The organism is Kordia sp. SMS9 (assembly GCF_003352465.1).
Lineage (GTDB): Bacteria > Bacteroidota > Bacteroidia > Flavobacteriales > Flavobacteriaceae > Kordia.
In genome coordinates, this window is sequence record NZ_CP031153.1 from 1 (window position 1) to 23,346 (window position 23,346).

The window sequence follows — 23,346 nt, forward strand, 5'->3', positions numbered from 1 at the left end:
ATGAAAATCGCTTCTAGCGTTCTATTCTTTTTATTTTTTCTTGTGATAGGAACATGGTTTTCCACAGCACAAAACAATCAATTGCGTTCGTATACGTTGAAAGATGGTTTGCCGCAATCGCAAGTAAATGCTATTGTACAAGATGATTTAGGCTATTTATGGATAGGCACGCAAGGTGGCGGAATTGCACGCTTTGACGGCATTTCGTTTACCGTTTGGAATGAAAAAAAAGGATTGAGCTCTAACTATATTCAAGCTTTAAAATTTCAAGAAAATACCTTGTTAGTCGGAACGCGCCAAGGACTTTCCATTCGCTCCAAAAACACCTTTAAAAATTACAAAACGCCGCGTGTATACGACATTGAAATTGTCAATGATGAAATACTGTTGGCAACACGAAAAGGAATCTACAAACTGAATAGAACAACAGATACCATTGAAAAAGTAGCTTGTAATTCTGTGCTCAATTCCACACAAATCAACGATATTTTGTTTGATGGAAAAACCTATTGGATTGCTTCCCAACGTGGTTTGTGGAGAACGAATCGTTTGTCGACCGAAGTAACGTTTCAAAAAGTATTCAATAGTGACTTTAAATCCTTGGTTCGTTATAAAAATCAAGTAATAGCAGCGAGTTTTACAGATGGTGTTTTTTCGTTTCAAAACAACAAACCAGGTTTCCGAGAAGTGTCCGAAGTGCGACAAATCAACAGTATTGATTTGATCAACGGTGACGAATTGTGGATCAATACGACAAATGCAGGCATCAAACGCATCAATCTCACAGAAAATTTAGCTGAAAAATCCATTGCCAAACGCAACGGATTGTCTGTCTACAACATTCGAAAAGCGTTCAAAGATCGCCAAGATAATGTGTGGATTGGTTCTTCGGGTGGCGGATTGTTTAAGTATGAAAAAAACAATTTCAAACATTACACCAAAGACAATGGTTTGGTTGCCAACCGAATTTACGCACTGCATCACATTGATGAAACCTTGTGGATTTCTACGGCAGAATCTGGCTTGACCAAAATTGACTCTACAGGCATTCAGCAAGTAACAGAAACGAGCAACTATCTCAACAAAAAAGTAAAAACCATCACCAACGACAACGAAGGTAGAATTTGGGCAGGAACGGAAGGAAAAGGCATTTATATTTATCAAAAAAAGATGCGCGACAGCATTGTGTACAACAGTTTATTGCCTGATGAAGAAACTTTTGAAAAACGAAAAGTTGAAGATCTATACGAAGCCATCATCACTACTGATATTGGATTGCCATCCGATTGGATTAGCAATATTAAAATTTATGGTTCGCAAGTGTGGATTGCTACGTATGCCGATGGAATTGCGCGTTTTCAGTACGATCACGAGAAGAAAAGAATTTACAATTTAAAAACCTTTGGAACAGAAGATGGTATTAAAGATTTGGGAATTCGCGATTTAGCTCGCGATGAAACAGGCAGAATTTGGTATTCCACCAGCAAAGGGCATTTGGGATACATCAAAAATGATGAAGTCACACATTTAACACACAAACAAGTCACGGGAAGCGAAGTTACGATTGGTACCATTCGTTTTCACAATTACGATATGTATTTGGGCACTTTTGGCAAAGGAATTTGGTTTTCTACTTTGTCTAAAGACTTAAAATTTGAGCAGTTGCAAGGAAAAAAAGAGCTGTATTCTGATAATATTTATCAGTTGATTTTTGACGATAACGGTGATTTATGGGCAGGAAGTGAACGCGGAGTAGATCAGGTTACGCTCGATAAGAAAAACGAAATCCAAAACGTCATTCATTACGGTCGCAATGATGGTTTTTTAGGAATTGAAACTTGCCACAACGCCACCACAAAAGATACGAAAGGCAATCTTTGGTTTGGTACTATAGACGGATTAACGAAATACACAGCTTCAACTTCAGAACAACAAAGCTCAAAACCGCAATTGCATTTTGAAGATATTGAAGTTGCCTACCAAAGTCTGGACACGATTGATTTACGCGATTGGACCAATTCTGACAAGGAATTACAGCTTTCGCAAGATCAAAACAATATGGCGTTTCAGTTTCGTTCTGTCGATTTGGACAATCCGGAAGCGATTGTGTATCGCTACAAATTTGACAAAGAAAAGTGGAGTCCGTGGACCAAAGAAAGTAAAATTACCTTTGGTGGTTTGGATTATGGCGATCATACCTTTTTGGCGCAATCACGCAATAAAGATTGGCTCGAAAGTGATCCGATTGGCTTCAAATTTCATGTCATTCAACCTTTATACAAAAAAACCTGGTTTCGCAATTTGCTATGGACGATTCTCGGTTTGATTGTCGCCTATATTATTTACAATTACATCAAACGTGTAAAAGCGAAAAACCGCGCCATTCGGGAGCGTTTGCAATTGGAAAATCATTTGCTTTCGCTCGAACAAAAAGCTTTGCGCTTACAAATGAATCCGCATTTTATTTTCAATGTGTTGAATGGCATCAAAGGTATGAGTAGAAACGATATTACAAAGATGGACAAAACGATCAACACCTTTGCGGTATTGCTTCGGGAAACTTTGACCAATTCCAGAAAAGATAGCATTTCACTTGATCAAGAAATGAAAACGCTCAAAAATTATATTGAAGTCGAACGTTTAATGGCAAGCAACGATTTTACCTATAAAATTCACCTCAACTCTGACTTAGATCCTGAAGAAGTGTTGATTCCGCCCATGTTGATTCAGCCGTTTGTAGAAAACGCCATTCGTCACGGAATCATGCCATTGCAACGATTGGGCGAATTGAACATCACGTTTAAAACAGACAATCACTTTTTATACGCGACCATTACAGACAACGGAATCGGCATTCAGCAATCAACACAAAACAAACCGAAAACCGATCATCAGTCGATGGCTTTGCAAGTGACCAAAGAACGCATCGAATCGTTGGTAGGAAAAAATACCTTACGTATTGAAGACTTATCAAAAGAAGAGTCTACTGGAACAAGAATTTCTTTTAAAATACCTTTGGAAACGGAATTTTAAAGATGTTGAATGGAATAAGTTTGAAACGTCTTTGCGAGAAGCGACGCGACGTGGCAATCTGTGTGTTTCAGACTAAAATTGTGCTTCGATACTAACAGACTGCTACGGCTATGCAGTGACGTTTCAGAAAAAATAAAACGAACAATTAGCTTTTTACATTTTGATTGTTATATTTACTTTGAGTTGCTTTTAAGAAGTGGAATCCAATTTGAAACTAAATAGATTCCTGACTTCGCAAGAATGACAAAAGCACAACTAAACACCCAATACCAAACACCTAATACCAAAAAAACATGCTCACTACTGTTATTGTTGATGATATTCCGGCGGCATTGCAAATGCTAAAAGGCGATATTGAACGTTTGCATCCGGAATTAAAAATTATTGGAACCGCTCCTAGTGTTGTAGAAACTGCGAAACTCTTGCAAAAGCAGCAACCCGATATTTTATTTTTAGATATTATGTTGGGCGATGGTTCTGGATTTGATGTGTTGGAGATCTTTCCAAATTTGACTTCAAAAATCATTTTTGTAACGGCGAGTGACGAATTTGCCATTAGAGCGTTCAAATTTGCGGCAATTGACTATGTATTGAAACCCTACGCCGAAGAAGAATTAACTGCTGCAATTGAAAAAGCCAAAGGACAAATTCACCCAAATAAAGAACGTTTGGATATTTTAAAAGATACGCTGGCAGCACCGAATGAGAAGCCAACCAAAATATCACTTCACACCTTAGATAAGATCATTATTGTCAGTTTGGATGAAATTATTCGTTGTGAATCGGATAGTAACAATACCATCTTTTATTTGCAAGACGGACAGAAGATTTTTGTGACCAAAACGCTCAAATACTTCTCGGATATGTTGAGCAATTACCAGTTTTTACGTGTGCATCAAAGTCACTTGGTCAATTTGCAATTCATCAAAGCATTTATAAAAACCGATGGTGGTTATTTATTGTTGAAAGATAAAAGTACCGTGCCTGTTTCGGTACGTAAAAAAGTAGAAGTCATGGATATTTTGAGTAGTATTCATCGGAAGTAGATTTTTATCGCTTCACTTCGACTTTGCTAGGTGTAAACGCTTTTTTTAGACCGCTGACGCTGTTGGATGTTAGATTACTTTGCTCCTACTTTGCTCAGTGTAAACGCTTTTAGACTTATTCGAATTCAAATCGTCACTTCGAGTGATTTTTCGTAATAAAATGGAGAAAAATTGTATCGAGAAGTACTTAGAAGTTTTAAATGCTGAATGTAAAATATCGTTTCAACCGAAATAGATTCCTGCCTCCGCAGGAATGACAAAATGAACCATTGACCTAAAACCTAAAAATCTACCAAGAATTTACTATCTTCAAAAAATTAAAACCCAAATTGATGAAAATAGTAGCCGCTTTTCTTTGTATCTGTTTTACTACGTTTGCCATCGCGCAAAGCGAATATGAACCCACAACGCTTGATCCGTACGGGATGAAAAACCCGAAAGCACCAAAACAATTGGACGATTTTAAACCGTTGATTGGCATGTGCGATTGCGATTCGGAACGTAGAAATCCAGACGGCACTTGGGCAAAAGCGGTGAAGATGACGTGGAAATTCAAATATATTATGAATGGCATGGCGATACAGGATGAAACCTTGAAAGCAGACGGAAAACATTCGGGAAGCATTCGTCAGTTCAACAAAGACAGTCTGCAATGGTATGTACATTACTATGCGTCTGCGACTCCTTCTGCAACCTTGGGTTCATGGAAAGGCAAGAAAACTGAAGATGGTGCTATTGTCCTTTACAAACCACAAAAAGCGCCAAATGGCATGGATGGTTTTTCACGCTTAACGTTTTACGATATTAGCGACAAAGGCTATAAATGGATTGGCGAATGGGTAGATCCGAAAGAGACGATGAGCTTTCCATTTTGGAAAATTTCCTGCACTAAACGCGAAGAATAATCTTCTAAAACCTAGATATTCACTAGGCGCATCACGATGCATAAATTTTGTTTATGTATATCATACAAAACATAAATAAAAACATATAAACTTTATTGCCGATATTTGTCTCATAAAGTTAGAAACCCAGCATACAACATAAAGTATGCAGTTAGTAAGTGTTATAAAAAGTTAGCTTAAACCCAAGCAATATTTGTGAGAATGTATTGTTTGGGTTCTTTTTTACTATAATACCAATTTACACATAAAAAGTACTATTCATACGTATACAAATTCGTTTTTACAGTACTAGTGCCATTAGACGTAAACGTTCGGATGCGTTTGGTTGGAAAGTCATTACTATCATATTCATATTGATAGCTAAAGTCTCTGAGGAGCGTTCCGTTTTCATCAAACTCTTTCCTACTTGTAATATTATTGTTAGCACCTCCAAGCAAGTCTGCATACGGAAATATCCACTTATTGAGATTATCAAGTCCTTTTAAGATGTTATTTTTAGTATCATACTCATAGGTAGTAGATCCTGTAAGCACATCGTTTTCATCTAAATATCTTTTTTCCGTAATATTATTGTCTGTGTAATTGTATTCTACTTTAAAACTGAATTGAAACGCTTCGCTCGGATCGTTTCGAAACGAATTAATCTGAGACAATACTTGGTTGTTTAGAATAAAATATTCGTCACGCTCAAATTCATATTCAACAACTAACACACCATTTGCATAGGTGATTGGCATAGAATTTACCGCAGTTAGTTCATTATCAGTATAACTATAATTCCAAACATTTTCTCCAATGTTGATATAGTTTTCTGTAATTTTTGTCAAATTATCATTTGTATAAGTTAATTGTGTCATAAACTCTATTTCGTTAGAATCTGTGAGGGAACTACTAAATGACAGTAGTTTTTGTACAACTACATTTTGTGGATCGCCATTACTGTTTTGGGGATCTCCTTCTGTTATAGTTTGTGTATCATCATCCGATGCGCATGAAATCACTAATAATCCAATAAATAGTACACAAAGTAAATTCAGTTTTTTCATTCGGTAAAGCTTTAATTATTTTTAACTAGGTCTTTTTTAAGGATGCAAATGTACATTTTAAAAACATTCTAGCTGTACTTTTTGGGGATGCGATTTTCTTATTTTTCTGCTATTTGAATTAAATTTCACTAAGTATACTAATTTATTTTATTTCGAAATCTCATTAAAAACATTATTTAAGTTTTCATAAAGTAGAGTACTAAACTTCTTATTTGGCAGCCATAAATATTCACTCTTATCATAAAGAATAGAAAAATCTTTAGCACTTCTTCGCTACTTCGTCAAGTACTTTCAATCAATTTGTCCGCATCTTTTCACTAAAAGGTAAAGAGGTTTTAAAACTTTAATACCTATTAAAAATGATTTTGATACGTATTAAAAATAAGTTTAATACCTATTAAAATTTATTTTTATATTTAGCAACGTATCAAAATATGAAGAAGTATTGAATAAAACTACTTGATAAAACATGCAAAAGTTCCGTTTAAAAAATTTATACATACAAGAGAATGGCAATTAAATATAAAGTGACCGAACGTAGTACGCCAGGTGTTTCTGGTGGTGGTTCTAAGAAATACTACGCTTCCGCTACTGCACGTGATAAAATTGATTTGAAACAATTGAGCGAACGACTTGCTTCTATTTCTACCGTAAGTGAAATAGATACAATTGCCGTATTGCAAGGATTGGTGCATTTGTTACCCGAATATTTGTGCCAAGGCAGTAGCATTTCGTTGGGTGATTTTGGCACGTTTAGCGTTCATATTCGCAGTGAAGGAAAAGAGACACCCGAAGCCGTGAATGCACAAAGCATTAAAGATATTAAAGTAAGCTTTCGACCAAGTGTAGAGTTTAAAAAACGGATGAAAGGCGTTGCGTTTAAAAAACATGCATAACCAAAAGAATTCCATCTTTCAATTAGTACATCATTCAATCATGAATTCATAAAAAACGCTTATGTATATCATATAAAACATAAATAAAAATATATGAATAGTTTTTTTGACCTTTGCATTGTAAACATAAAAACACTGCAATGGAGAAAATTAAAACACAGGTTTCGCAACAGCGACACACAAACACAAAAACAAAAGTTGCTGTAGCGTATGGTGATGGAATCGGTCCAGAAATCATGAAAGCTACTTTAAATATTTTAGAAGCTGCTGGCGCTGACATCGAACCTGAAATTATTGAAGTTGGTGAAAAAGTATACTTATCAGGAAACTCCTCAGGAATTGAAAAGAAGTCTTGGGAAGTGATCAATAAGAATAAAATTATCTTAAAAGCACCCATTACAACTCCACAAGGAAAAGGATATAAAAGTTTGAATGTAACCTTGCGTAAATCGCTCGGGCTTTTTGCCAATGTACGTCCTGTAAGTGCGTTGCATCCGTATGTACACACACATTTTCCAAACATGGATGTGGTAATCATCCGCGAAAATGAAGAAGATTTATACGCAGGTATCGAACATCAGCAAACACAAGATGTGGTACAATGTTTAAAATTGATTACACGTCCAGGCTGTGAAAAGATTGTTCGGTATGCGTTTGAATATGCAACGTTGTACGGACGTAAGAAAGTAACGTGCATGGTGAAAGATAACATCATGAAGTTGACAGACGGATTGTTTCACAATGTATTTAAAGAAATTGCCGCAGAATATCCAGAAATTAAAAGCGAATCACAAATTATAGACATCGGTTCAGCGCGTTTGGCTGCCAATCCAGAAAATTATGATGTTGTCGTAACGTCAAATTTATATGGAGATATTGTTTCGGACATCGTTGCAGAAATTGCAGGTTCGGTAGGCATGGCAGGTTCGGCAAATGTTGGAAAAAATGTTGCTATGTTTGAAGCCATTCACGGTTCGGCACCAGATATTTCTGGAAAAGGAATTGCAAATCCTTCTGGATTGATCAACGCCGCAGTGATGATGTTGATTCACATTGGAAAAGTAGGCATCGCCAATAAAATTAAAAATGCGTGGCTGACCACCATCGAGCAAGGATATCACACCGCAGATATTTACCAAGAAGGACAAAGCATTCAAAAAGTAGCTACCAGTGAATTTGCGGATAAAATCATAGAAAACTTAGGTCAACAACCTGAAAAGTTAGCCGCAATTCAATTAGATGAAAACGCAGGAAGCATTACCATTCCAGAATACAACAGACCAAAAGAAACGCAAGTTTTGGTAGGAACGGATGTATTTATCAACTGGCAAGGAAGCAATCCAAACGAAATTGGAGAAGCTTTAGCAGGATTGAAATCATACAATTTAAAATTGAAGATGATTACCAATCGCGGTGTCAAAGTATTTCCAAACGGAATGCCAGAAACGTATTGCACAGACCACTGGCGTTGCAGATTTGTTTCTAACGAAGCTATTACGACTGGAAGCGACAAAACATATCCTTCGGTAGCTTTTGAGCAAATCTTAGCCTTACTATCAAACATTAATGAAGCAGGTTTTGAAGTGATCAAAACAGAAAACTTGTACGAGTTTGATGGCAAGCGTGGATTCTCATTAGGACAAGGAGAATAAACAGTCAAAAATATACATCTCGAATATCGAGAACACATATAAAAATTTCATAAGTAGTTAGTAAGTGTTATTATTCAGTTAGCTAACCGGGCAGCATAGGTAAGAAGGTGTTGCTCGGTTGCTTTTTTTTACAACTTTTGAAATATTTTTTAAATTCATATTAAACCTTTTGTACTTTCTTGAGTCTAACTATTTTGTCGATGCATTCGTTTAAAATTTAAAACATGGTCTGAAGAAGATCTAAAGGACTTAAATTAATGTTAATATTTTTAAGAATTAACAGAATACGTTTAATCTTTTAGTATATTCGTTAAACAAAAAACCATTTAATCGCAAATCATGAAAACTTTTTTACTTAAATTCCTATCGCTTTCCTTCATAGCACTGCTTTCTTTTAATGTAGACGACACACAAGAATTCAAAGGAAAAGCTTACTATTTTTCAAAATCTAAAATGGAACTAGGAAATTGGGGAAAACGACTCAGTGAAGCACAAAAGAAAGATGTGGCTGCACGATTGAAGAATCGTTTGGAAAAAACCTACGTATTAAGTTTCGACAAAGAAGCCTCTGTGTTTAAGGAAGAAGATAAATTAGACGCGATTTCTGGAGCAACCGATTCTTGGGGCGCTAATTTTTCCAGAGGAGAACAATACAAAAATGTAAAAGAAACTTCTTTAGTGCAAGCGCAAGAATTTTACGGAAAGAAATTTTTGGTAAAAGATCAATTGCATGTTATTGATTGGAAAATGGGGAAAGAGACAAAACAAATTGGACAATATACCTGCTTTAAAGCCATGGCAACAATTTCACAAGATGACTTGGAATGGTATAACTTTTCTTGGAGTGATTTAAGAAGAAAAGACGAAGATGGCGATGGAACTCCAGATGTACCAATGGTATTGGTAGAAGCTTGGTATACACCACAAGTACCTGTAAGTCATGGACCTGCTGAATATTGGGGATTGCCAGGATTAATTTTAGAAGTTAGTGCTGGAAATACCACGATGTTATGTTCTAAAATTGTGATCAATCCAGGAGAGGAAATCAAAATTGAAGCTCCAGATAGCGGAAAAGAAATCACAAAAACCAAATACCAAGAAACGATTCGAGGTAAAATGCAAGAGATGATGAGTAACCGAGGCAGAAGAAGAGGCTAAAATTTAATTTTTTAACAAACCACGCATAAAAAATTAACGAACAACATTCTCACAAACACCAACATGAAAAAATTATGCCTTTTGCTACTCTTGTTAGTAGCGACTACTTCTTACGCACAACTAAAAATGGAAGGCGTTGTAAAAGACAGCTTAAACAAGCCGCTAGAACTTGCCAACGTAATTGCCTTAAATAAAGATTCTGGCACACTTGAATCCTACGGAATTACAGACAAGTTTGGAAAATACAGACTTAAATTAGCAAAAAACAGTAGCTATAAAATACAAGTAAGTTATATAGGCCTACAGAATTTGGAACAAGATCTTGTGACCAAAGAAAGTGATATTACCAAAGATTTTGTGATGAACAAAGGCAATTCGTTAGAAGCTGTAGAGCTTACGTATGAAATGCCCGTTACCATTAAAGGTGACACATTGATATACAATGCCGATTCTTTTAAAAATGGTACCGAACGGAAACTGGAAGATGTTTTAGAAAAACTGCCCGGCGTAGAAATTAACGAAGACGGACAGATAGAAGTTGAAGGAAAAGTCGTTAATAAGTTAATGGTAAACGGCAAAGATTTTTTTGATGGTGACACCAAATTGGCTACAAAAAACATTCCTTCTAAAGCAGTAGATAAAATTCAAGTATTGCGTAATTATTCAGAAGTTGGACAATTGCGAAGTGTGACAAACAATCAAGATAACGTTGCCATTAACATTAAACTGAAAGAAGGAAAAGAAACGTTCTGGTTTGGTAATGTGACTGCAGGAAGTGGCGCATCTCCCGACAATGAACTTTATTTATTTCAGCCCAAATTATTCTTTTACAGTCCAAAATATAGTTTAAACTTTATTGGAGATATGAATAATATTGGAGAACAAGCACTTACACGACGTGATATTCGAGGTTTTACAGGCGGATTTCGTGCGCCAAGCAGAAGCAGTGGAACAAATATTAATCTTGGAGATAATGGCTTAAACTTTTTGACGAATCAAAATAATGCTTTAGAAATTGAAAACAAATTAGCTACTGGAAACTTTAGCTATTCACCTAACAAAGGATTGGACTTTAGCGGGTTTTTAATTTACAATAGTAGCCGAATTTTATCACGAGAAACAAGTTTGGTACAATATACTGATCCAGAATTGGGGATTCCTGATGAGGCAACGGATCAACGCAGTAGAGAACGTTCTGATCAAGCAGTTGCAAAATTAAGTGTTTCGTATCAGCCAAACTTTAACAATCAATTGGATTATGATGCTTTGGGTAGAATTTCCAACGACACACAAAACCAAAACGTATTTTCGTCTGTTATTGGAAATACGAATGAAATGCAAGACGTGACTCCGTTTAGTTTTAATCAAAGTTTAAATTATTACTACACACTGGACGAGAATAATATTTTCGCTTTAGAAGCACAACATTTAATTAAAGATGAAGATCCTTTTTACAATGCTATTTTAGACAACGAAACTGACGGTGCTTTTGGTACTACCGCAAATGCTTTGGGCTTAGATACAGATGCTGAACAATTTAATTTGGGACAAAACAGACGTATCAAATCCAATCAAGTAGACGCCAAACTGGACTATTATAATATTTTAAATGCACGAAGTAATATCAACATTACGTTTGGAACCATTTTGAGTCAACAACAATTCAACTCGAATCTATTTCAGTTTTTAGGTCCTGGATTGACGTTAAACCCTACGCCAACGTTCAATGATGGACGCGCTATCAACGATACAGAATACAATTTCAGCGATATTTATTTAGGCTTTCATTACCGTTTAAAAAGTGGTAAATTCACCTTTACACCAGGGTTTTCTGTACATGCGTATGGAAATAAAAACACGCAGTTTGGCGAAGAATATAAAGATAATTTCTTTAGAGTGTTGCCCGATTTTGAAACACGTATTCAATTCAAAAAGAGTGAAGCTTTAACGTTACGTTACGACATGCGAAATCAATTTACAGACGTAACGCGTTTGGCAGAAGGTTTGGTAATGAACAACTTTAATAGTTATCAATTTGGAGAGCCAACCTTGCAAAATGCACTATCGCACAATGTGAGTTTGGTGTATACAAGTTTCAACTTGTTTAACTATACCAATGTGTTTGCGCGCGCTTCGTATTCGAGTAATATTGATCAGATTCGTGGTTTGACCGATTTTGAAAGTGTCATTCGTACGAGTACGTTCTTTAATTCTAGCTTTGCAGATGAAAATGCAAGTTTGGTGGGACGTGTACAACGAACTTTTGGAAAAATTAGAGCCAGCATTTCTGGACGATTTAATTATAGTAAAATCAACCAGTTTATTCAGCAACAGCAATCTGTGAATGAAGGCTTTACACAAACTTATATTCCTGAGATTCGCACCAACTTTAGAGTAGCACCAAATGTGCGCTTGCGCCACAGTTACACCGTTACAGATAATACACAAGGTGGACGAGACACGCAGTTTGTCACCAATGCTACTACGTTTGATTTTGACGCGTATATTTGGAAGAAAATCACGTTCAGAACTGATTTTACCTATACCAATCAAGATTTAGGAAATGGAGAATCACAATCGTTCCAAACATGGAATGCCAATCTTTCATACAGAAAGGATAGAGATTCCAAATGGGAATATGAAATTAGAGCTACCAACTTGTTAGACATTGATGCAAGAGTGCGAAACAGCGCGAATAACTTATCGGTTTTTAGTTCAGAAACCTTCATTCAACCACGATTCGTAACCTTCCGATTTATATATACTTTATAAAAAATATGCTGAGAAAAACGCAGCAAAAGAGAATAAGTTGTTATTATTGTTAGTTAGAAACCGAGCAATGTTTCCTTTTGGAGATTGCTCGGTTTTTTGATTGTATTTCTTTTTTAATGAACTTGTTTAAACTGTTTTATACCAATTAATCTGTAAATGCAGGTAGCGTTTCTGTTTTTGTGCATTTTTTGGCTTGATAATCGCAAGCGGTACAATATCCGTCACCATTTTCTTTTCTTCTTGGACTACAGCCTGAACGACAACCTTCACAAACCAAAACAGTTTCCTCAGAAGCCATATAAAATTTACTGTTTTCTTTCATAACTACATACGAAATTTTAACCGTTTCATTTTGGCTACTTCCTATCAATTGCAGGACAGTTACCCTATCGTCATCAACAGCGACACTCGTATCAATACGTACATCAGTAATGTTCACATTTGGTTTTTGAAGTGCTGTTAATTCATGCTCTAACTGACTCATTAGTTGTTCTTCATTCATAAAAACAATTTGACCTTCTTTTTCTTCTGCAATGACCGTTTGTTCAAGTTGTGTGTTGGAACGTTTAGAAAAATCATCTTCATTTCGTTCTGCTGTGGTGTTTTCGCAAGAAAATATAAAACATACTGCTACTACCGGAAGTATTCTCAGTATTTTTTGAATGTTCATTTTTTTAGTTTTTTATGATTAATCATACAAATATACGTATAATACTACAAAGCAAACTGCGGTTTTCCGTAATACATATGTAAAGTTTTGTAATTCTATTTAAAAAAAAGAAGTATTCTTGAAAGTGAGTTATACTATTTAGAAAGTTTTACAGCTTTTTTAGAAACGCATGCAACAGCTTTTTCAATGTTTTGTTTGGTGCTTTTGGAATATAGGTTTCTATTTCTGTTTTGATTTGTTCTTGGTCAGAAGCATCTAAAAACTGTAAAGGTTCAACACCTGAATTCAACAAATATGTAGCAGAAACGATGCGTTCTTCATTGGAAGAGGTTTTGGTATCTTTAATCATAATCAGTGTTCCTTGCAATTGTTGTTTCAGTCCAAATTTCATTTGTTTTAAACCATTCATACGAACTTGATAGTTCTTATCATTTGGATCAAGTGTTTTCATAAACTCTTTCAAAACTGGAATTATTTCAGCTGATATAGCTAACATAATTCCTGATATATGCGACAACTCCATTCCATAAGCATTTCCATTTTTATGGGCTGTAAGATATTGCATTAAAATTTCTTTCAGTGCTTGTTGATACTCGAATATATAAGGCATTTTTACATCTATATCAATAGCTTTGTCACGCATGGTGCGTTTGTAATTTACCGCTATAATTTTTTGAAACAGTGCATTTTCATGCTGTACTGTAGGATATGAATCCTCAGGAATTTTTTTAAGATATGTACTTAAAATTTTAATATCGTTAGCAGTCCATTCTTTTTCCAAAGAAGGCAATTCATGTGTTTGTGCAAATACAGATGTAAAACACAGAAAGAACAGGAGTAAATTAGATGCTATAGACTTCATTTCGCTTTTTAGTTCGTGAAGTTATATATTTATTTTTCTTTGGAAGAACTATTGGTATATATATACGGCATTAATTTCACATACCTCAGCACAACCACCATCTACATCTGTACATTTTAGAATGTCAGCACTAGCAGATTGTCTATCGTAATGTATTTCCTCCCATAATAGTTCTCCTTCACTATCATAACAATACACTACAAAAGTTTCAATTCTTTTTGCATTCGTATTTTTATTGTTATGTATAAAAGTAGTTTCTTTTAATGTATAGGAATCTTTATTCCGAGAAATAGTAAATGAGATACTTTTCTTTTCAGCTTGTCCCATAGTTTGTACTCTCTCTAAGATCGTCTCTATTTGTTGTACTGGTTTACTTTTCTTAGCTGCTGTACCAGGATTAAACGAAGGAGTATATGTTATAACTGCATTACAAATGGTTGCGCATCCTCCACTAGCTAAACACTTCCAAGTTGCGTCTCCTGCACAGCCAGGATCTTCTCCACATTCTGTAACCTCCGTTTCACCATTTCCATAAGTACATGTAACCTTATAATTATCTCCAGGAGATTTCCTAAAATCACTAGACCCAGTAGCAAAAGCTATTACCTTTTTAGAGTTTTCAATCAGTTCAAAATGTTGTTCATAATTTTTTTTATCGAAATTTTTCATTTCAAAAACAACAATTTTCTCCTCAGCATCTCCCACCTTCTTCATATCAAGAAGTATATTTTTAATGTCCTTTTGTTGAATTTCTTCTGTAATAATGTCCTCTTCATTTTCAGAACACCCAAATAGAAGTACGGAAAAGCAAAGCAAATAAGTGAATTTTAAGTAGTTTTTCATTTTAATTTGATTAGTTAATTATTATTTATTTTTTTCATATTGATAAAATGTTTCTTTTACTTAAAAATATCTTGTGGTTCAAATTGTAAAATCTAGACATTATCAATACCATTGAATGTTATGTTGAGAGTCATTTTAACAAGATAACTCTCAAAAACTTTTCAAATATAAAATAGAGAAAGTGTTTTTTTGTGTGGTTTTCCGTAAATAAGTAAAATATTTACTTACAAGACAGGTTTTGGTTTCAGTTCTTTAAACAAAAAAGTATACTTGGTACGATGCAAAACAACTATTGAAATACTTTTTTAGAATATTTTAGGCAGTTTGGTCTAAGAAAATAGCTGGATTACTGGAAAGTTTTCAGCAATGCAACAGCACCTAAACATTCGTTAAGCACTGCATCTTATAGCAAATAAAATGATGATGATTAGTGACGTATTGTAGCAAAAAATATTAAATACAATTCTGCTATATATAAGACAAGTTTGAAATTTCTATAATGAAGGTGTATACACCATTCTGACATTGTTGATATTTGAGGATTTGTAATTTTCTAAACAATCTAATGTAGTCTCACCAGAACATTCAGTGATTTTTGCTTCTCCATTTACCATAACGTATGTTACTTTAAAAGCATTTCCAGAAGATGCTTTCGAAGTATCAAAGCCAGCAGCAAAAGTGAGTACCTTTTTAGAGTTTTCTACCAGCTTATAGTCTTTTTCGTAGTCTTTGTTATTAAAATCATTCAGTTCTAAAATTACAATTTTTCCTTCCGCATCGCCAATTTTCTTCATTTCTGAGAGTATACTTTCAATGTTTTTTTGTTGAGTTTCTTCTGTAATGGTAGTTTCTTCTCTTGAAGAACATCCAAATAGAAGTACGGAAAAACATAGTAGATAGGCGAACTTACAGTTTAAATAATTTTTCATTTTAGATAGATTTGGTTAGTTATTATTTATCATTTTTCGCGCTAAGACAGTTTTTATTTTATTAAAAATACGAATTTTCTTTAATAAATAGAGGATTTGAAATAGAAATTATTATACTCAAAACTTTATTCAATGTAATTTATACCGATTTACATGTTTTTTAAGAGATGATTTTAATAAAACCACTTGCTAATTTTTCAAATATAAAAAAGTGAAAAGATAATCCCTTGCGGTTTTCCGTAATCAGAAGAAATAATTAATTTATAGACAGGTTTTTATTAAAAACGATTTCATAACACCTGTGAGCATGGTTTTAATCGTACAAGAATTTATTTTAAATACATGCTACTACGATGTACATTTTATGATCTAACAATGGTTTTTACGAGTTCGTTCTTTTTTTATAAATTCTCCAAAAACAAAACCAATCGCTGTTTGATAAAATACGTCCAACCACCAATACAACTTTCGCAGTAAACTCGGGAATGTCCTCTGAAAAGTCTTCCGTCACTTTTGTCGTAAGCATAAGTAGTGTTTCTTGATCTTTTTCCTGTAGTTCGAAGGTAACGAAAGAATCGCCTTGCAAACCTTCATATTTCCAGTTATACACGAGTTTTTTGTGTGGAATGACTTCTACTATCCTCCACAAGTGCATAAAATCGAGTGAAGGTGCTTTAACAGTAAACTTTGTTTGAAAACCTACCTCAGCCTTAAAATCGGGAATGTTGTCAAAAAACCAGTGTTTCATTTGTGAAACTTCTGTGATGGCTTTCCAAACTGTTTCGACTGATTGCGCAAAGTTTTGCGAGACGATTACTGGTGGTTCGGAGGTTTTCATTGTGGTTAGGTTTTAGATAAAAGTAATCAATTTTGCAAACCTTTTTCATATACTTTAGGCGCAACATTATGCAGCAGCATCTTCAAGTATCATCCTTTTATATGAATCACCTAGTATCTGATACCAATTCTACTATAGGATGCAACAAATAAGTTCGTTCATTCAGCATTCTATTTCCTTGCGACTATTTTCCGTAGCCAAGGCTATGCAAAACATTCGCAGCGTGCTATAATGCCAAAGCAACTTCGCTTCTTAAATCGCATCTTATAGTAAAATTGGCATAAATACAAAAGACCGAAAACCAAGTATAGATTTTCAGCCTTTTCAGAGTTTATTGTAGAGCTATTATTTTTTAACTGCTGCCGTTGCAGGCAAGGTTTCTGTTTTTTCACACTTTGGTTTAGGCACATCTGGATCAGGATCGCAAGGTGTGCAAAACCCTTTTTTACCTAGTCTACTTGGACTACATCCAGCAGCACATCCAGTACATGTTATAATTGTAGCCGTTTCCGAAACTTGAAAGCCCTTTGCCTTTCGTTCTAGTAAATACGCCGTTTTTTCCGTTTTATCTTTACTAGTTACCATTAGCTGTACTATTTCTGTTTTTTCATCATCAATGCTTTGCTAACATCAATTTCAAGGGTGTTCATGTCCATTCTTGAAAATTGATCAGTTTTCATGCGCTTTTCTAGCATTTGTACAACTTGTTTTTTATTTGTTAAAACAATGTTGTCTTTTTCCATCTTAGCGACAATCACTGCTTCTTGCTTCGTTGCACTTTTTTTTAAGTCCGTTGTTGATTCAGTTTTCGGTGTTTCGTTAGATTGTTTTTTGTCTTTGTTCTCACAAGAATATAAAAATAGAAGACATAAAGTAAATAACAACCTAACTGTTTTTGTTGTTTTCATATATGGTCATTTTGGTTAATTACTTACTTGAATGTAAGTAATTATACACATGCTGCCTATTTTTTTCTACCATCGCCTAAAAAACTCGATGTGTTAACCACTTGTAAATCAGACTTATTTAAAAAACTAAAAAGTATTTCACAAAAAAAGCGACCTTTTTTCAAAGATCGCTTTAAGTCTTTATAAAATAAAGGCTGTTTATTTTTTTGATTCTCGATGTCCTTCTCTGGCAAGCAAGGTGTTTTTTAATAACATAGCAATCGTCATCGGTCCAACGCCACCTGGTACAGGTGTAATGTGGCTTGTTTTTTTGCTAACATTTTCAAAATCTACATCACCTGTAATGCGATAACCACGTTTTCTGGTTTCGTCTGGCACACGCGTGATTCCTACATCAATGACAACAGCATCGTCTTTTACCATTTCGGCTTTTAAGAAATTTGGCTGTCCCAATGCGGTTATGATAATGTCTGCCTGACAGGTAATTTGTGTAATATTTTTTGTGTGACTGTGCGTTAAGGTAACGGTAGAATTTCCTGGAAAACCACGTCTTCCCATCAAAATGCTCATCGGTCTTCCTACAATGTGGCTTCTTCCAATAACTACAGTATGCTTTCCTTTGGTTTCTACATCATAACGCTCTAGAAGTTCTAAAATTCCAAAAGGCGTGGCTGGAATAAAGGTTGACATATCCAGTGCCATTTTACCAAAATTCTCTGGATGAAAACCATCTACATCTTTCTCTGGATTTACGGCCATCAATACTTTTTGTGTATTAATTTGCGGTGGCAAAGGCAACTGAATGATGAATCCGTCAATATCGTCATCTTCATTCAATTCTTTTATTTTTCGTAACAGTTCCAATTCAGAAGTCGTGTTCGACATGCGCACTAAGGTAGATTCAAAGCCTACGCGTTCGCAGGCACGCACTTTACTTCCAACGTATGTTAAACTCGCACCATCATCTCCCACCAAAACTGCGGCTAAATGTGGTACTTTTTCTCCGCGATCTTTCATTTTTTGGACTTCTACTGCTATTTCGTCCTTGATATCGTTTGATACCTTTTTTCCATCTAATAAAATCATGTATAGTTGTGTTGTGTTGTTTCTGGTTGCTGGTGCTGGTGCTGGTTGTTGAAAAATTAAAAGAAACTGAGCGAAGCTAAAATTTACATTTAAAATTCAGCATTTAACACTTAAAATTCCCTAAGCAAGCTGAGCGAAGTCGAAGCTTAGCCTCCCATTCCCTTCATCATTTGCATCAGCTTTCTTCCGCCACCACCTTGCATCATCTTCATCATTTTGCTCATTTGATTGAATTGCTTTAACAGCTGATTCATCTCTTGAACCGAACGTCCTGCTCCTTTGGCAATACGCTTTTTACGACTTGCATTGATCATCGCTGGTTTGGAACGTTCTGCTGGCGTCATGGAATGAATTAACGCTTCAATATGTTTAAAAGCATCGTCTTCAATTTCCATACCTTTCATTGCTTTGGAAGCACCTGGAATCATGCCGACTAGGTCTTTCATGTTCCCCATTTTCTTTACTTGTTGAATTTGCTTTAAGAAATCGTCAAAACCAAACTGATTCTTAGCAATTTTCTTCTGTAACTTTCTCGCTTCTTCTTCATCAAACTGCTCTTGCGCTCTTTCTACTAACGAAACAACGTCTCCCATTCCCAAAATACGATCCGCCATACGTGAAGGATAGAAAACATCAATCGCTTCCATCTTTTCACCTGTACCAATAAATTTGATAGGTTTGTTCACCACAGATTTAATAGAAATCGCTGCTCCACCGCGCGTATCACCATCTAACTTGGTTAAAATAACACCATCAAAATTTAAGATATCGTTGAAGGCTTTTGCAGTATTCACGGCATCTTGCCCTGTCATAGAATCCACTACAAACAAGGTTTCTTGTGGTTCAATCGCTTTGTGAATGTTTGCTATTTCGGTCATCATCGCTTCATCCACTGCCAAACGACCTGCGGTATCAATGATGACTACATTGTGTCCATGTTGCTTTGCATGTGCAATTCCTGCTGCTGCAATGGCAACTGGATCGTTATTTCCTTTGTCTGAATACACATCAACCTGAATCTGATCTCCTACAACATGCAACTGATCAATCGCCGCTGGACGGTATACATCACAGGCAACTAATAAAGGTTTCTTCGACTTTTTATTTTTTAAATAATTGGCAAGTTTTCCCGAAAACGTCGTTTTACCCGAACCTTGCAATCCAGACATCAAAATAATTGATGGTTTGCCAGACAAATTGATTCCTGCGGCATCACCGCCCATCAATTCTGTCAATTCATCTTTTACGATTTTCACCATCAACTGCCCTGGCTGTAAGGTTGTCAATACGTTTTGTCCTAAAGCTTTTTCTTTTACTCTTTTCGTAAAATCTTTGGCAATTTTAAAGTTTACATCGGCATCAAGCAAGGCTCTACGCACTTCTTTCAACGTTTCCGCAACATTTACTTCCGTTATACTTCCATGTCCTTTGAGGACATGCATCGCTTTATCTAGCTTTTCACTTAAATTATTAAACATACGACTTCATTCTTTTTTTGAGAAGTGGCAAAGATAGTGGAAACTTATAAATTTTGAAAGTTTAAACGGACTAGGTTTTCTAGGAATTAGGGATTGGGCATTAGGTATTAGAGGGCTTCAAAGAAACTTCTAAATTCAAAATGGGCGTTCCCGCAAGCGGTCAGGCTATCCGCGTTACACGGTAACTTGCTCCTATCCTTAACGCCAAGTTCATATAAAAATAGAAATCCCTAAGTAAAATTGTTACGCTGTACCAAGTTATAGCATCCTTAACGAAACTAAAAATGACAAAATCATTGTTTACTTTTACAGTATCTTTTTATATTTAAACTCTTAAAACTGTATACACCATGATTATTTTTAACCTCGCTGCTATTTTAGTAGTATTACTTGCTGCGGTATTATCTATTCCTTTTATAATCATTTATGCACTTGGTGGCATGAATGAAAAAATATTGGTCATCTGCATGAGTTGGATGATTTTAGTAGCTTCATTTATTGGAAAATCTGGAGATTTCAACGGACGTCTCTTTTTTATTCCTATGTGGATATTGAGTATTCCTGTGCCTTTTATTTTTACGTATGCCACGTATCAATGGGCAGGAATTGGAGTCACTTTTGGTATTTTTCTAGCGTTTATAGGATTGGTGATCGGATTTCTATATTTAGGAGAAAATAAACGCATGAACAAATTGCGTTTTGAAAAAATTGAGTTTCCAAATCAAGAAGAAGATCCACTAGCCTATTGGGAAGCTGTCAAAGATAAATTCTTCTCACCCACATTTTTAAAAATGACACCCGAAATTGGACGTTTCAATAGTAGAGTCGCGGAAGCCTTGCAAAGAGATCATCCTGAATTGGCACATTTGGAAGCGTATAAACAGGAAATGGGAAAAGCAGGTTCCAAACGAAAAAAGATCAATCCGGAAGCAGCGGAAAATTTAATGGCAGAAATTGATGAAAAAATTAATATGCTTAAAGAAGCAGCAGAACTCCTAGAAAAAGCTCCAAGTTAAATACATTTATTCCATAAAAAAAGCCGCCCTAATTCAACTAAAGGCGGCTTTGAAGTAGTCACTAAACTAACTTAAATAAACACTTAATTTTTATTTTTTATAAACACACGTTGCAATCAGCTTCCAAGTTGTATAAAACACTTACTTGGTTCGGATTCAACGCTGTTTTGTATACTCTAATATCATCTAAATGCCCTTCAAAACCATTTCCTAAAATATAGTTCATCAAAGGAGTATTTCCGATGTCAATACTTGCATTTTCGTCTACATTTTGTTGCGCGCCATCACGGTATAAACCCACGGTATTATTTCCATCAACTGTAATGACTAAGTGATGCCAATTGGTCGTGTCGGTTGGTAAATTGGCGTCCATATTCCACGGATCGTCCCATAAACCATAGCCAGAATCTGCATCACTGAAAACTGGCGTATTCAAATCGAACACACTGATTTGGAAACCTTCACTCACCGCACTTCCTTTTTGGAATAGAATTTCGTAATTGGAAGGATTTGTATTTTGCATTTTAAACCATAGACTTACCGAAAATGAATCTCCTTGTACAATTTGGTTGGTGTTTGTCACAGGAATTTCTACCATTTCATTACCATTGAACGCAATAGCACAGGCTGAATTTCCTGCTCTGTCTGCCACATAATTATAGGTATTGGAAGCTTCCCAATTGCTCACTAAATCTTTAGTTTCGTTGGCAAACGGCATGTACAACACTAAGTTTTCTGTTAAAACCGTATTGTTGGTGCAACATTCTTCTACAGAAATGTTTATGGTAAATATTTGAAATGTTCCTTGTAGATCTTCAATGCGTAAGTATAAAGTTTCTTGTGAGGATGTGTTGGTGTACGACGTTGGAAATATTGGAGATACATCCGTTTCTGCATCTACCTGCGAGTAATGGAATGAATAGGTAAACTCTTGCGTACAACTAATCGTATTAATGAATAATTGTTCTAAATTCATTGCTACAAAACCATCAAACGGATTTTCTTCATCGCAAATCGTCGTTTGTAGATTTTCAAAACATTCAAAAGGTGTCGCGTTTTCACAAACTTTCTGCAAGGTAATTTCTTGATTTCCGCTGTGAATTGTCAATTGATCTTCGCTACATTCGTCAATAATCCACGAACCATTTAAAACAGTCAATTCAGTATTTATATTGCTTACATTTAACACCAAACTTCCTTCTGAAATGGCAACCTCCCAATTTCCTGTGTAAACGGTGCTACTTGTCGGATCTGTTGAAAAGGTAAACGAACCATCATCAGTAAAGTAAAATTCATATTCGAGTTCTTGATTTCCTGCAAAATTGGTGATTCGCCAAAAACAGTCTACCAAACTCGCAGACACTTGTGCTTCGGTGCAATTGGCGTCGTTGTGATTGTTGTCATCGTCCTCGTCGCAAGTATTTTCTGCGGAAGCGATCGCCGTTTCCAATTCTTCATTAGTATTCACCGTGATGACAGTTCCATCGGCTTTCACCAAACTAATTGGATAGTTGATGCTGGCAATAACGCCACTGGAAAGTGTTTGTAAAAAGTAGAACAAGGTTTCGTCATCCAAAATGGTAACTGTTTCCGTCACTTCAAAATTTACATCAAACACGGCAATGCTAAACGGATATTGAAAGTCTACACATTCAATGTCAATATCGGGTTGATTCGGTCCTGCACAAGTTGCAACCTGCGCCAACAATGCTGCTTGGTTTTCTATAGTAATTGCTGTATAATCGCTTAAAATAATGGTGATAGGATACGTAATGGCAACCGAAGTATTATCAGACTGACTTAATAATTCAAGAATTGCAGGATAGTCATTGCTGCTATTTACTGTAATCGTCGTTCCATTGATGGCAACCGTCACAGGCAAATCGACCAAAAAACAATTGGCATTGTCAATCAAATTGTCCAAAGATCCATCTAACAATGAAACGCGTTCCATCAATCGTGGCAAGGTACTATTGGCAACCAAAGTGGCTTCCGTGTCAGGTTCGGAAGCTTGTACTGTTTCTTCTTGGCATGCATACAAACAAAGTACAATCGCGCAAAGCAAAAACACCGTTTGTATAACTTTCATTGGGGCAATTTTATTCATATAATAGTAGTCTACTCTTTTAGTATGCTATTAATGAAACAACTCAAACGGCAAAATTCCCACCTTTATTTATAAAAAATTTATGTTTACTTTTAACCATT

General features: G+C 35.5%; 19 protein-coding genes. 8 read left to right on the plus strand and 11 right to left on the minus strand.

Going from position 1 to position 23,346, the window contains the following annotated elements:
- The 3 genes from KORDIASMS9_RS23585 to KORDIASMS9_RS00015 all read left to right on the plus strand — a co-directional run bounded on the left by KORDIASMS9_RS23585 (position 1) and on the right by KORDIASMS9_RS00015 (position 4,984).
- Positions 1 to 3,033, plus strand: a complete 3,033-nt coding sequence (locus KORDIASMS9_RS23585) for a two-component regulator propeller domain-containing protein (RefSeq protein WP_114900883.1) — start codon at positions 1 to 3, stop codon at positions 3,031 to 3,033.
- Between the two features lie 293 nt (positions 3,034 to 3,326).
- Positions 3,327 to 4,079: a LytTR family DNA-binding domain-containing protein gene (locus KORDIASMS9_RS00010; RefSeq protein WP_114900884.1), complete on the plus strand. Its 753-nt coding sequence runs from the start codon at positions 3,327 to 3,329 to the stop codon at positions 4,077 to 4,079.
- A gap of 332 nt (positions 4,080 to 4,411) precedes the next feature.
- A complete protein-coding gene (locus KORDIASMS9_RS00015) occupies positions 4,412 to 4,984 on the plus strand; it encodes a hypothetical protein (protein ID WP_114900885.1) in 573 nt (190 codons plus the stop codon).
- Between the two features lie 254 nt (positions 4,985 to 5,238).
- On the opposite strand, the gene KORDIASMS9_RS00020 is transcribed toward KORDIASMS9_RS00015, so the two are convergent.
- Complete coding sequence (locus KORDIASMS9_RS00020) at positions 5,239 to 6,030, minus strand: hypothetical protein (protein ID WP_114900886.1); 792 nt, start codon at positions 6,028 to 6,030, stop codon at positions 5,239 to 5,241.
- Between the two features lie 509 nt (positions 6,031 to 6,539).
- On the opposite strand from KORDIASMS9_RS00020, the gene KORDIASMS9_RS00025 reads away from it, so the two are divergent.
- The 4 genes from KORDIASMS9_RS00025 to KORDIASMS9_RS00040 all read left to right on the plus strand — a co-directional run bounded on the left by KORDIASMS9_RS00025 (position 6,540) and on the right by KORDIASMS9_RS00040 (position 12,508).
- Positions 6,540 to 6,926 (plus strand): HU family DNA-binding protein, encoded by a 387-nt coding sequence (locus tag KORDIASMS9_RS00025; protein WP_114900887.1) that lies wholly within the window; start codon positions 6,540 to 6,542, stop codon positions 6,924 to 6,926.
- Between the two features lie 140 nt (positions 6,927 to 7,066).
- Entirely contained in the window at positions 7,067 to 8,578 is a 1,512-nt protein-coding gene (locus tag KORDIASMS9_RS00030; protein ID WP_114900888.1) for an NADP-dependent isocitrate dehydrogenase, read from the plus strand.
- 339 nt (positions 8,579 to 8,917) lie between these two features.
- The gene (locus KORDIASMS9_RS00035) at positions 8,918 to 9,736 is read left to right on the plus strand and encodes a GLPGLI family protein (protein WP_114900889.1); all 819 of its coding nucleotides are present in this window, start codon (positions 8,918 to 8,920) and stop codon (positions 9,734 to 9,736) included.
- 63 nt (positions 9,737 to 9,799) lie between these two features.
- Positions 9,800 to 12,508, plus strand: a complete 2,709-nt coding sequence (locus KORDIASMS9_RS00040; RefSeq protein WP_114900890.1) for a carboxypeptidase regulatory-like domain-containing protein — start codon at positions 9,800 to 9,802, stop codon at positions 12,506 to 12,508.
- A gap of 145 nt (positions 12,509 to 12,653) precedes the next feature.
- Here the strand turns inward: KORDIASMS9_RS00040 and KORDIASMS9_RS00045 are convergent, their stop codons facing one another.
- From KORDIASMS9_RS00045 to ffh, 9 genes are all read right to left on the minus strand, one after another.
- A complete protein-coding gene (locus KORDIASMS9_RS00045) occupies positions 12,654 to 13,178 on the minus strand; it encodes a hypothetical protein (protein ID WP_114900891.1) in 525 nt (174 codons plus the stop codon).
- Positions 13,179 to 13,326: 148 nt separating this feature from the next.
- On the minus strand, positions 13,327 to 14,040 hold the full coding sequence (locus KORDIASMS9_RS00050; protein WP_162819684.1) for a hypothetical protein: 714 nt from the start codon (positions 14,038 to 14,040) through the stop codon (positions 13,327 to 13,329).
- A 48-nt stretch (positions 14,041 to 14,088) separates the two neighbouring features.
- Entirely contained in the window at positions 14,089 to 14,883 is a 795-nt protein-coding gene (locus KORDIASMS9_RS00055) for a hypothetical protein (RefSeq protein ID WP_114900893.1), read from the minus strand.
- A 494-nt stretch (positions 14,884 to 15,377) separates the two neighbouring features.
- The gene (locus KORDIASMS9_RS00060) at positions 15,378 to 15,812 is read right to left on the minus strand and encodes a hypothetical protein (RefSeq protein WP_114900894.1); all 435 of its coding nucleotides are present in this window, start codon (positions 15,810 to 15,812) and stop codon (positions 15,378 to 15,380) included.
- A gap of 382 nt (positions 15,813 to 16,194) precedes the next feature.
- Positions 16,195 to 16,650: an SRPBCC domain-containing protein gene (locus KORDIASMS9_RS00065; RefSeq protein ID WP_240321107.1), complete on the minus strand. Its 456-nt coding sequence runs from the start codon at positions 16,648 to 16,650 to the stop codon at positions 16,195 to 16,197.
- 345 nt (positions 16,651 to 16,995) lie between these two features.
- The gene (locus KORDIASMS9_RS00070; protein ID WP_114900895.1) at positions 16,996 to 17,235 is read right to left on the minus strand and encodes a hypothetical protein; all 240 of its coding nucleotides are present in this window, start codon (positions 17,233 to 17,235) and stop codon (positions 16,996 to 16,998) included.
- Between the two features lie 8 nt (positions 17,236 to 17,243).
- On the minus strand, positions 17,244 to 17,558 hold the full coding sequence (locus KORDIASMS9_RS00075) for a hypothetical protein (protein ID WP_114900896.1): 315 nt from the start codon (positions 17,556 to 17,558) through the stop codon (positions 17,244 to 17,246).
- Between the two features lie 198 nt (positions 17,559 to 17,756).
- A complete protein-coding gene (locus KORDIASMS9_RS00080; RefSeq protein WP_114900897.1) occupies positions 17,757 to 18,644 on the minus strand; it encodes a bifunctional 5,10-methylenetetrahydrofolate dehydrogenase/5,10-methenyltetrahydrofolate cyclohydrolase in 888 nt (295 codons plus the stop codon).
- A gap of 146 nt (positions 18,645 to 18,790) precedes the next feature.
- On the minus strand, positions 18,791 to 20,122 hold the full coding sequence (gene ffh, locus KORDIASMS9_RS00085) for a signal recognition particle protein (RefSeq protein WP_114900898.1): 1,332 nt from the start codon (positions 20,120 to 20,122) through the stop codon (positions 18,791 to 18,793).
- A 350-nt stretch (positions 20,123 to 20,472) separates the two neighbouring features.
- Between ffh and KORDIASMS9_RS00090 the strand changes: the two genes are divergently transcribed.
- Positions 20,473 to 21,138 (plus strand): hypothetical protein, encoded by a 666-nt coding sequence (locus tag KORDIASMS9_RS00090; protein ID WP_114900899.1) that lies wholly within the window; start codon positions 20,473 to 20,475, stop codon positions 21,136 to 21,138.
- Between the two features lie 97 nt (positions 21,139 to 21,235).
- Here the strand turns inward: KORDIASMS9_RS00090 and KORDIASMS9_RS00095 are convergent, their stop codons facing one another.
- Positions 21,236 to 23,227 (minus strand): LamG domain-containing protein, encoded by a 1,992-nt coding sequence (locus KORDIASMS9_RS00095; RefSeq protein ID WP_162819685.1) that lies wholly within the window; start codon positions 23,225 to 23,227, stop codon positions 21,236 to 21,238.
- Positions 23,228 to 23,346 lie beyond the last annotated feature (119 nt).

Excerpts from the sequence above, each read along its gene's own strand:
- KORDIASMS9_RS23585 (WP_114900883.1), top strand. The coding sequence starts at position 1 with ATGAAAATCGCTTCTAGCGTTCTATTCTTTTTATTTTTTCTTGTGATA.
- KORDIASMS9_RS00010 (WP_114900884.1), top strand. The coding sequence starts at position 3,327 with ATGCTCACTACTGTTATTGTTGATGATATTCCGGCGGCATTGCAAATG.
- KORDIASMS9_RS00015 (WP_114900885.1), top strand. The coding sequence starts at position 4,412 with ATGAAAATAGTAGCCGCTTTTCTTTGTATCTGTTTTACTACGTTTGCC.
- KORDIASMS9_RS00020 (WP_114900886.1), bottom strand. The coding sequence starts at position 6,030 with ATGAAAAAACTGAATTTACTTTGTGTACTATTTATTGGATTATTAGTG.
- KORDIASMS9_RS00025 (WP_114900887.1), top strand. The coding sequence starts at position 6,540 with ATGGCAATTAAATATAAAGTGACCGAACGTAGTACGCCAGGTGTTTCT.
- KORDIASMS9_RS00030 (WP_114900888.1), top strand. The coding sequence starts at position 7,067 with ATGGAGAAAATTAAAACACAGGTTTCGCAACAGCGACACACAAACACA.
- KORDIASMS9_RS00035 (WP_114900889.1), top strand. The coding sequence starts at position 8,918 with ATGAAAACTTTTTTACTTAAATTCCTATCGCTTTCCTTCATAGCACTG.
- KORDIASMS9_RS00040 (WP_114900890.1), top strand. The coding sequence starts at position 9,800 with ATGAAAAAATTATGCCTTTTGCTACTCTTGTTAGTAGCGACTACTTCT.
- KORDIASMS9_RS00045 (WP_114900891.1), bottom strand. The coding sequence starts at position 13,178 with ATGAACATTCAAAAAATACTGAGAATACTTCCGGTAGTAGCAGTATGT.
- KORDIASMS9_RS00050 (WP_162819684.1), bottom strand. The coding sequence starts at position 14,040 with ATGAAGTCTATAGCATCTAATTTACTCCTGTTCTTTCTGTGTTTTACA.
- KORDIASMS9_RS00055 (WP_114900893.1), bottom strand. The coding sequence starts at position 14,883 with ATGAAAAACTACTTAAAATTCACTTATTTGCTTTGCTTTTCCGTACTT.
- KORDIASMS9_RS00060 (WP_114900894.1), bottom strand. The coding sequence starts at position 15,812 with ATGAAAAATTATTTAAACTGTAAGTTCGCCTATCTACTATGTTTTTCC.
- KORDIASMS9_RS00065 (WP_240321107.1), bottom strand. The coding sequence starts at position 16,650 with ATGAAAACCTCCGAACCACCAGTAATCGTCTCGCAAAACTTTGCGCAA.
- KORDIASMS9_RS00070 (WP_114900895.1), bottom strand. The coding sequence starts at position 17,235 with ATGGTAACTAGTAAAGATAAAACGGAAAAAACGGCGTATTTACTAGAA.
- KORDIASMS9_RS00075 (WP_114900896.1), bottom strand. The coding sequence starts at position 17,558 with ATGAAAACAACAAAAACAGTTAGGTTGTTATTTACTTTATGTCTTCTA.
- KORDIASMS9_RS00080 (WP_114900897.1), bottom strand. The coding sequence starts at position 18,644 with ATGATTTTATTAGATGGAAAAAAGGTATCAAACGATATCAAGGACGAA.
- ffh (WP_114900898.1), bottom strand. The coding sequence starts at position 20,122 with ATGTTTAATAATTTAAGTGAAAAGCTAGATAAAGCGATGCATGTCCTC.
- KORDIASMS9_RS00090 (WP_114900899.1), top strand. The coding sequence starts at position 20,473 with ATGATTATTTTTAACCTCGCTGCTATTTTAGTAGTATTACTTGCTGCG.
- KORDIASMS9_RS00095 (WP_162819685.1), bottom strand. The coding sequence starts at position 23,227 with ATGAAAGTTATACAAACGGTGTTTTTGCTTTGCGCGATTGTACTTTGT.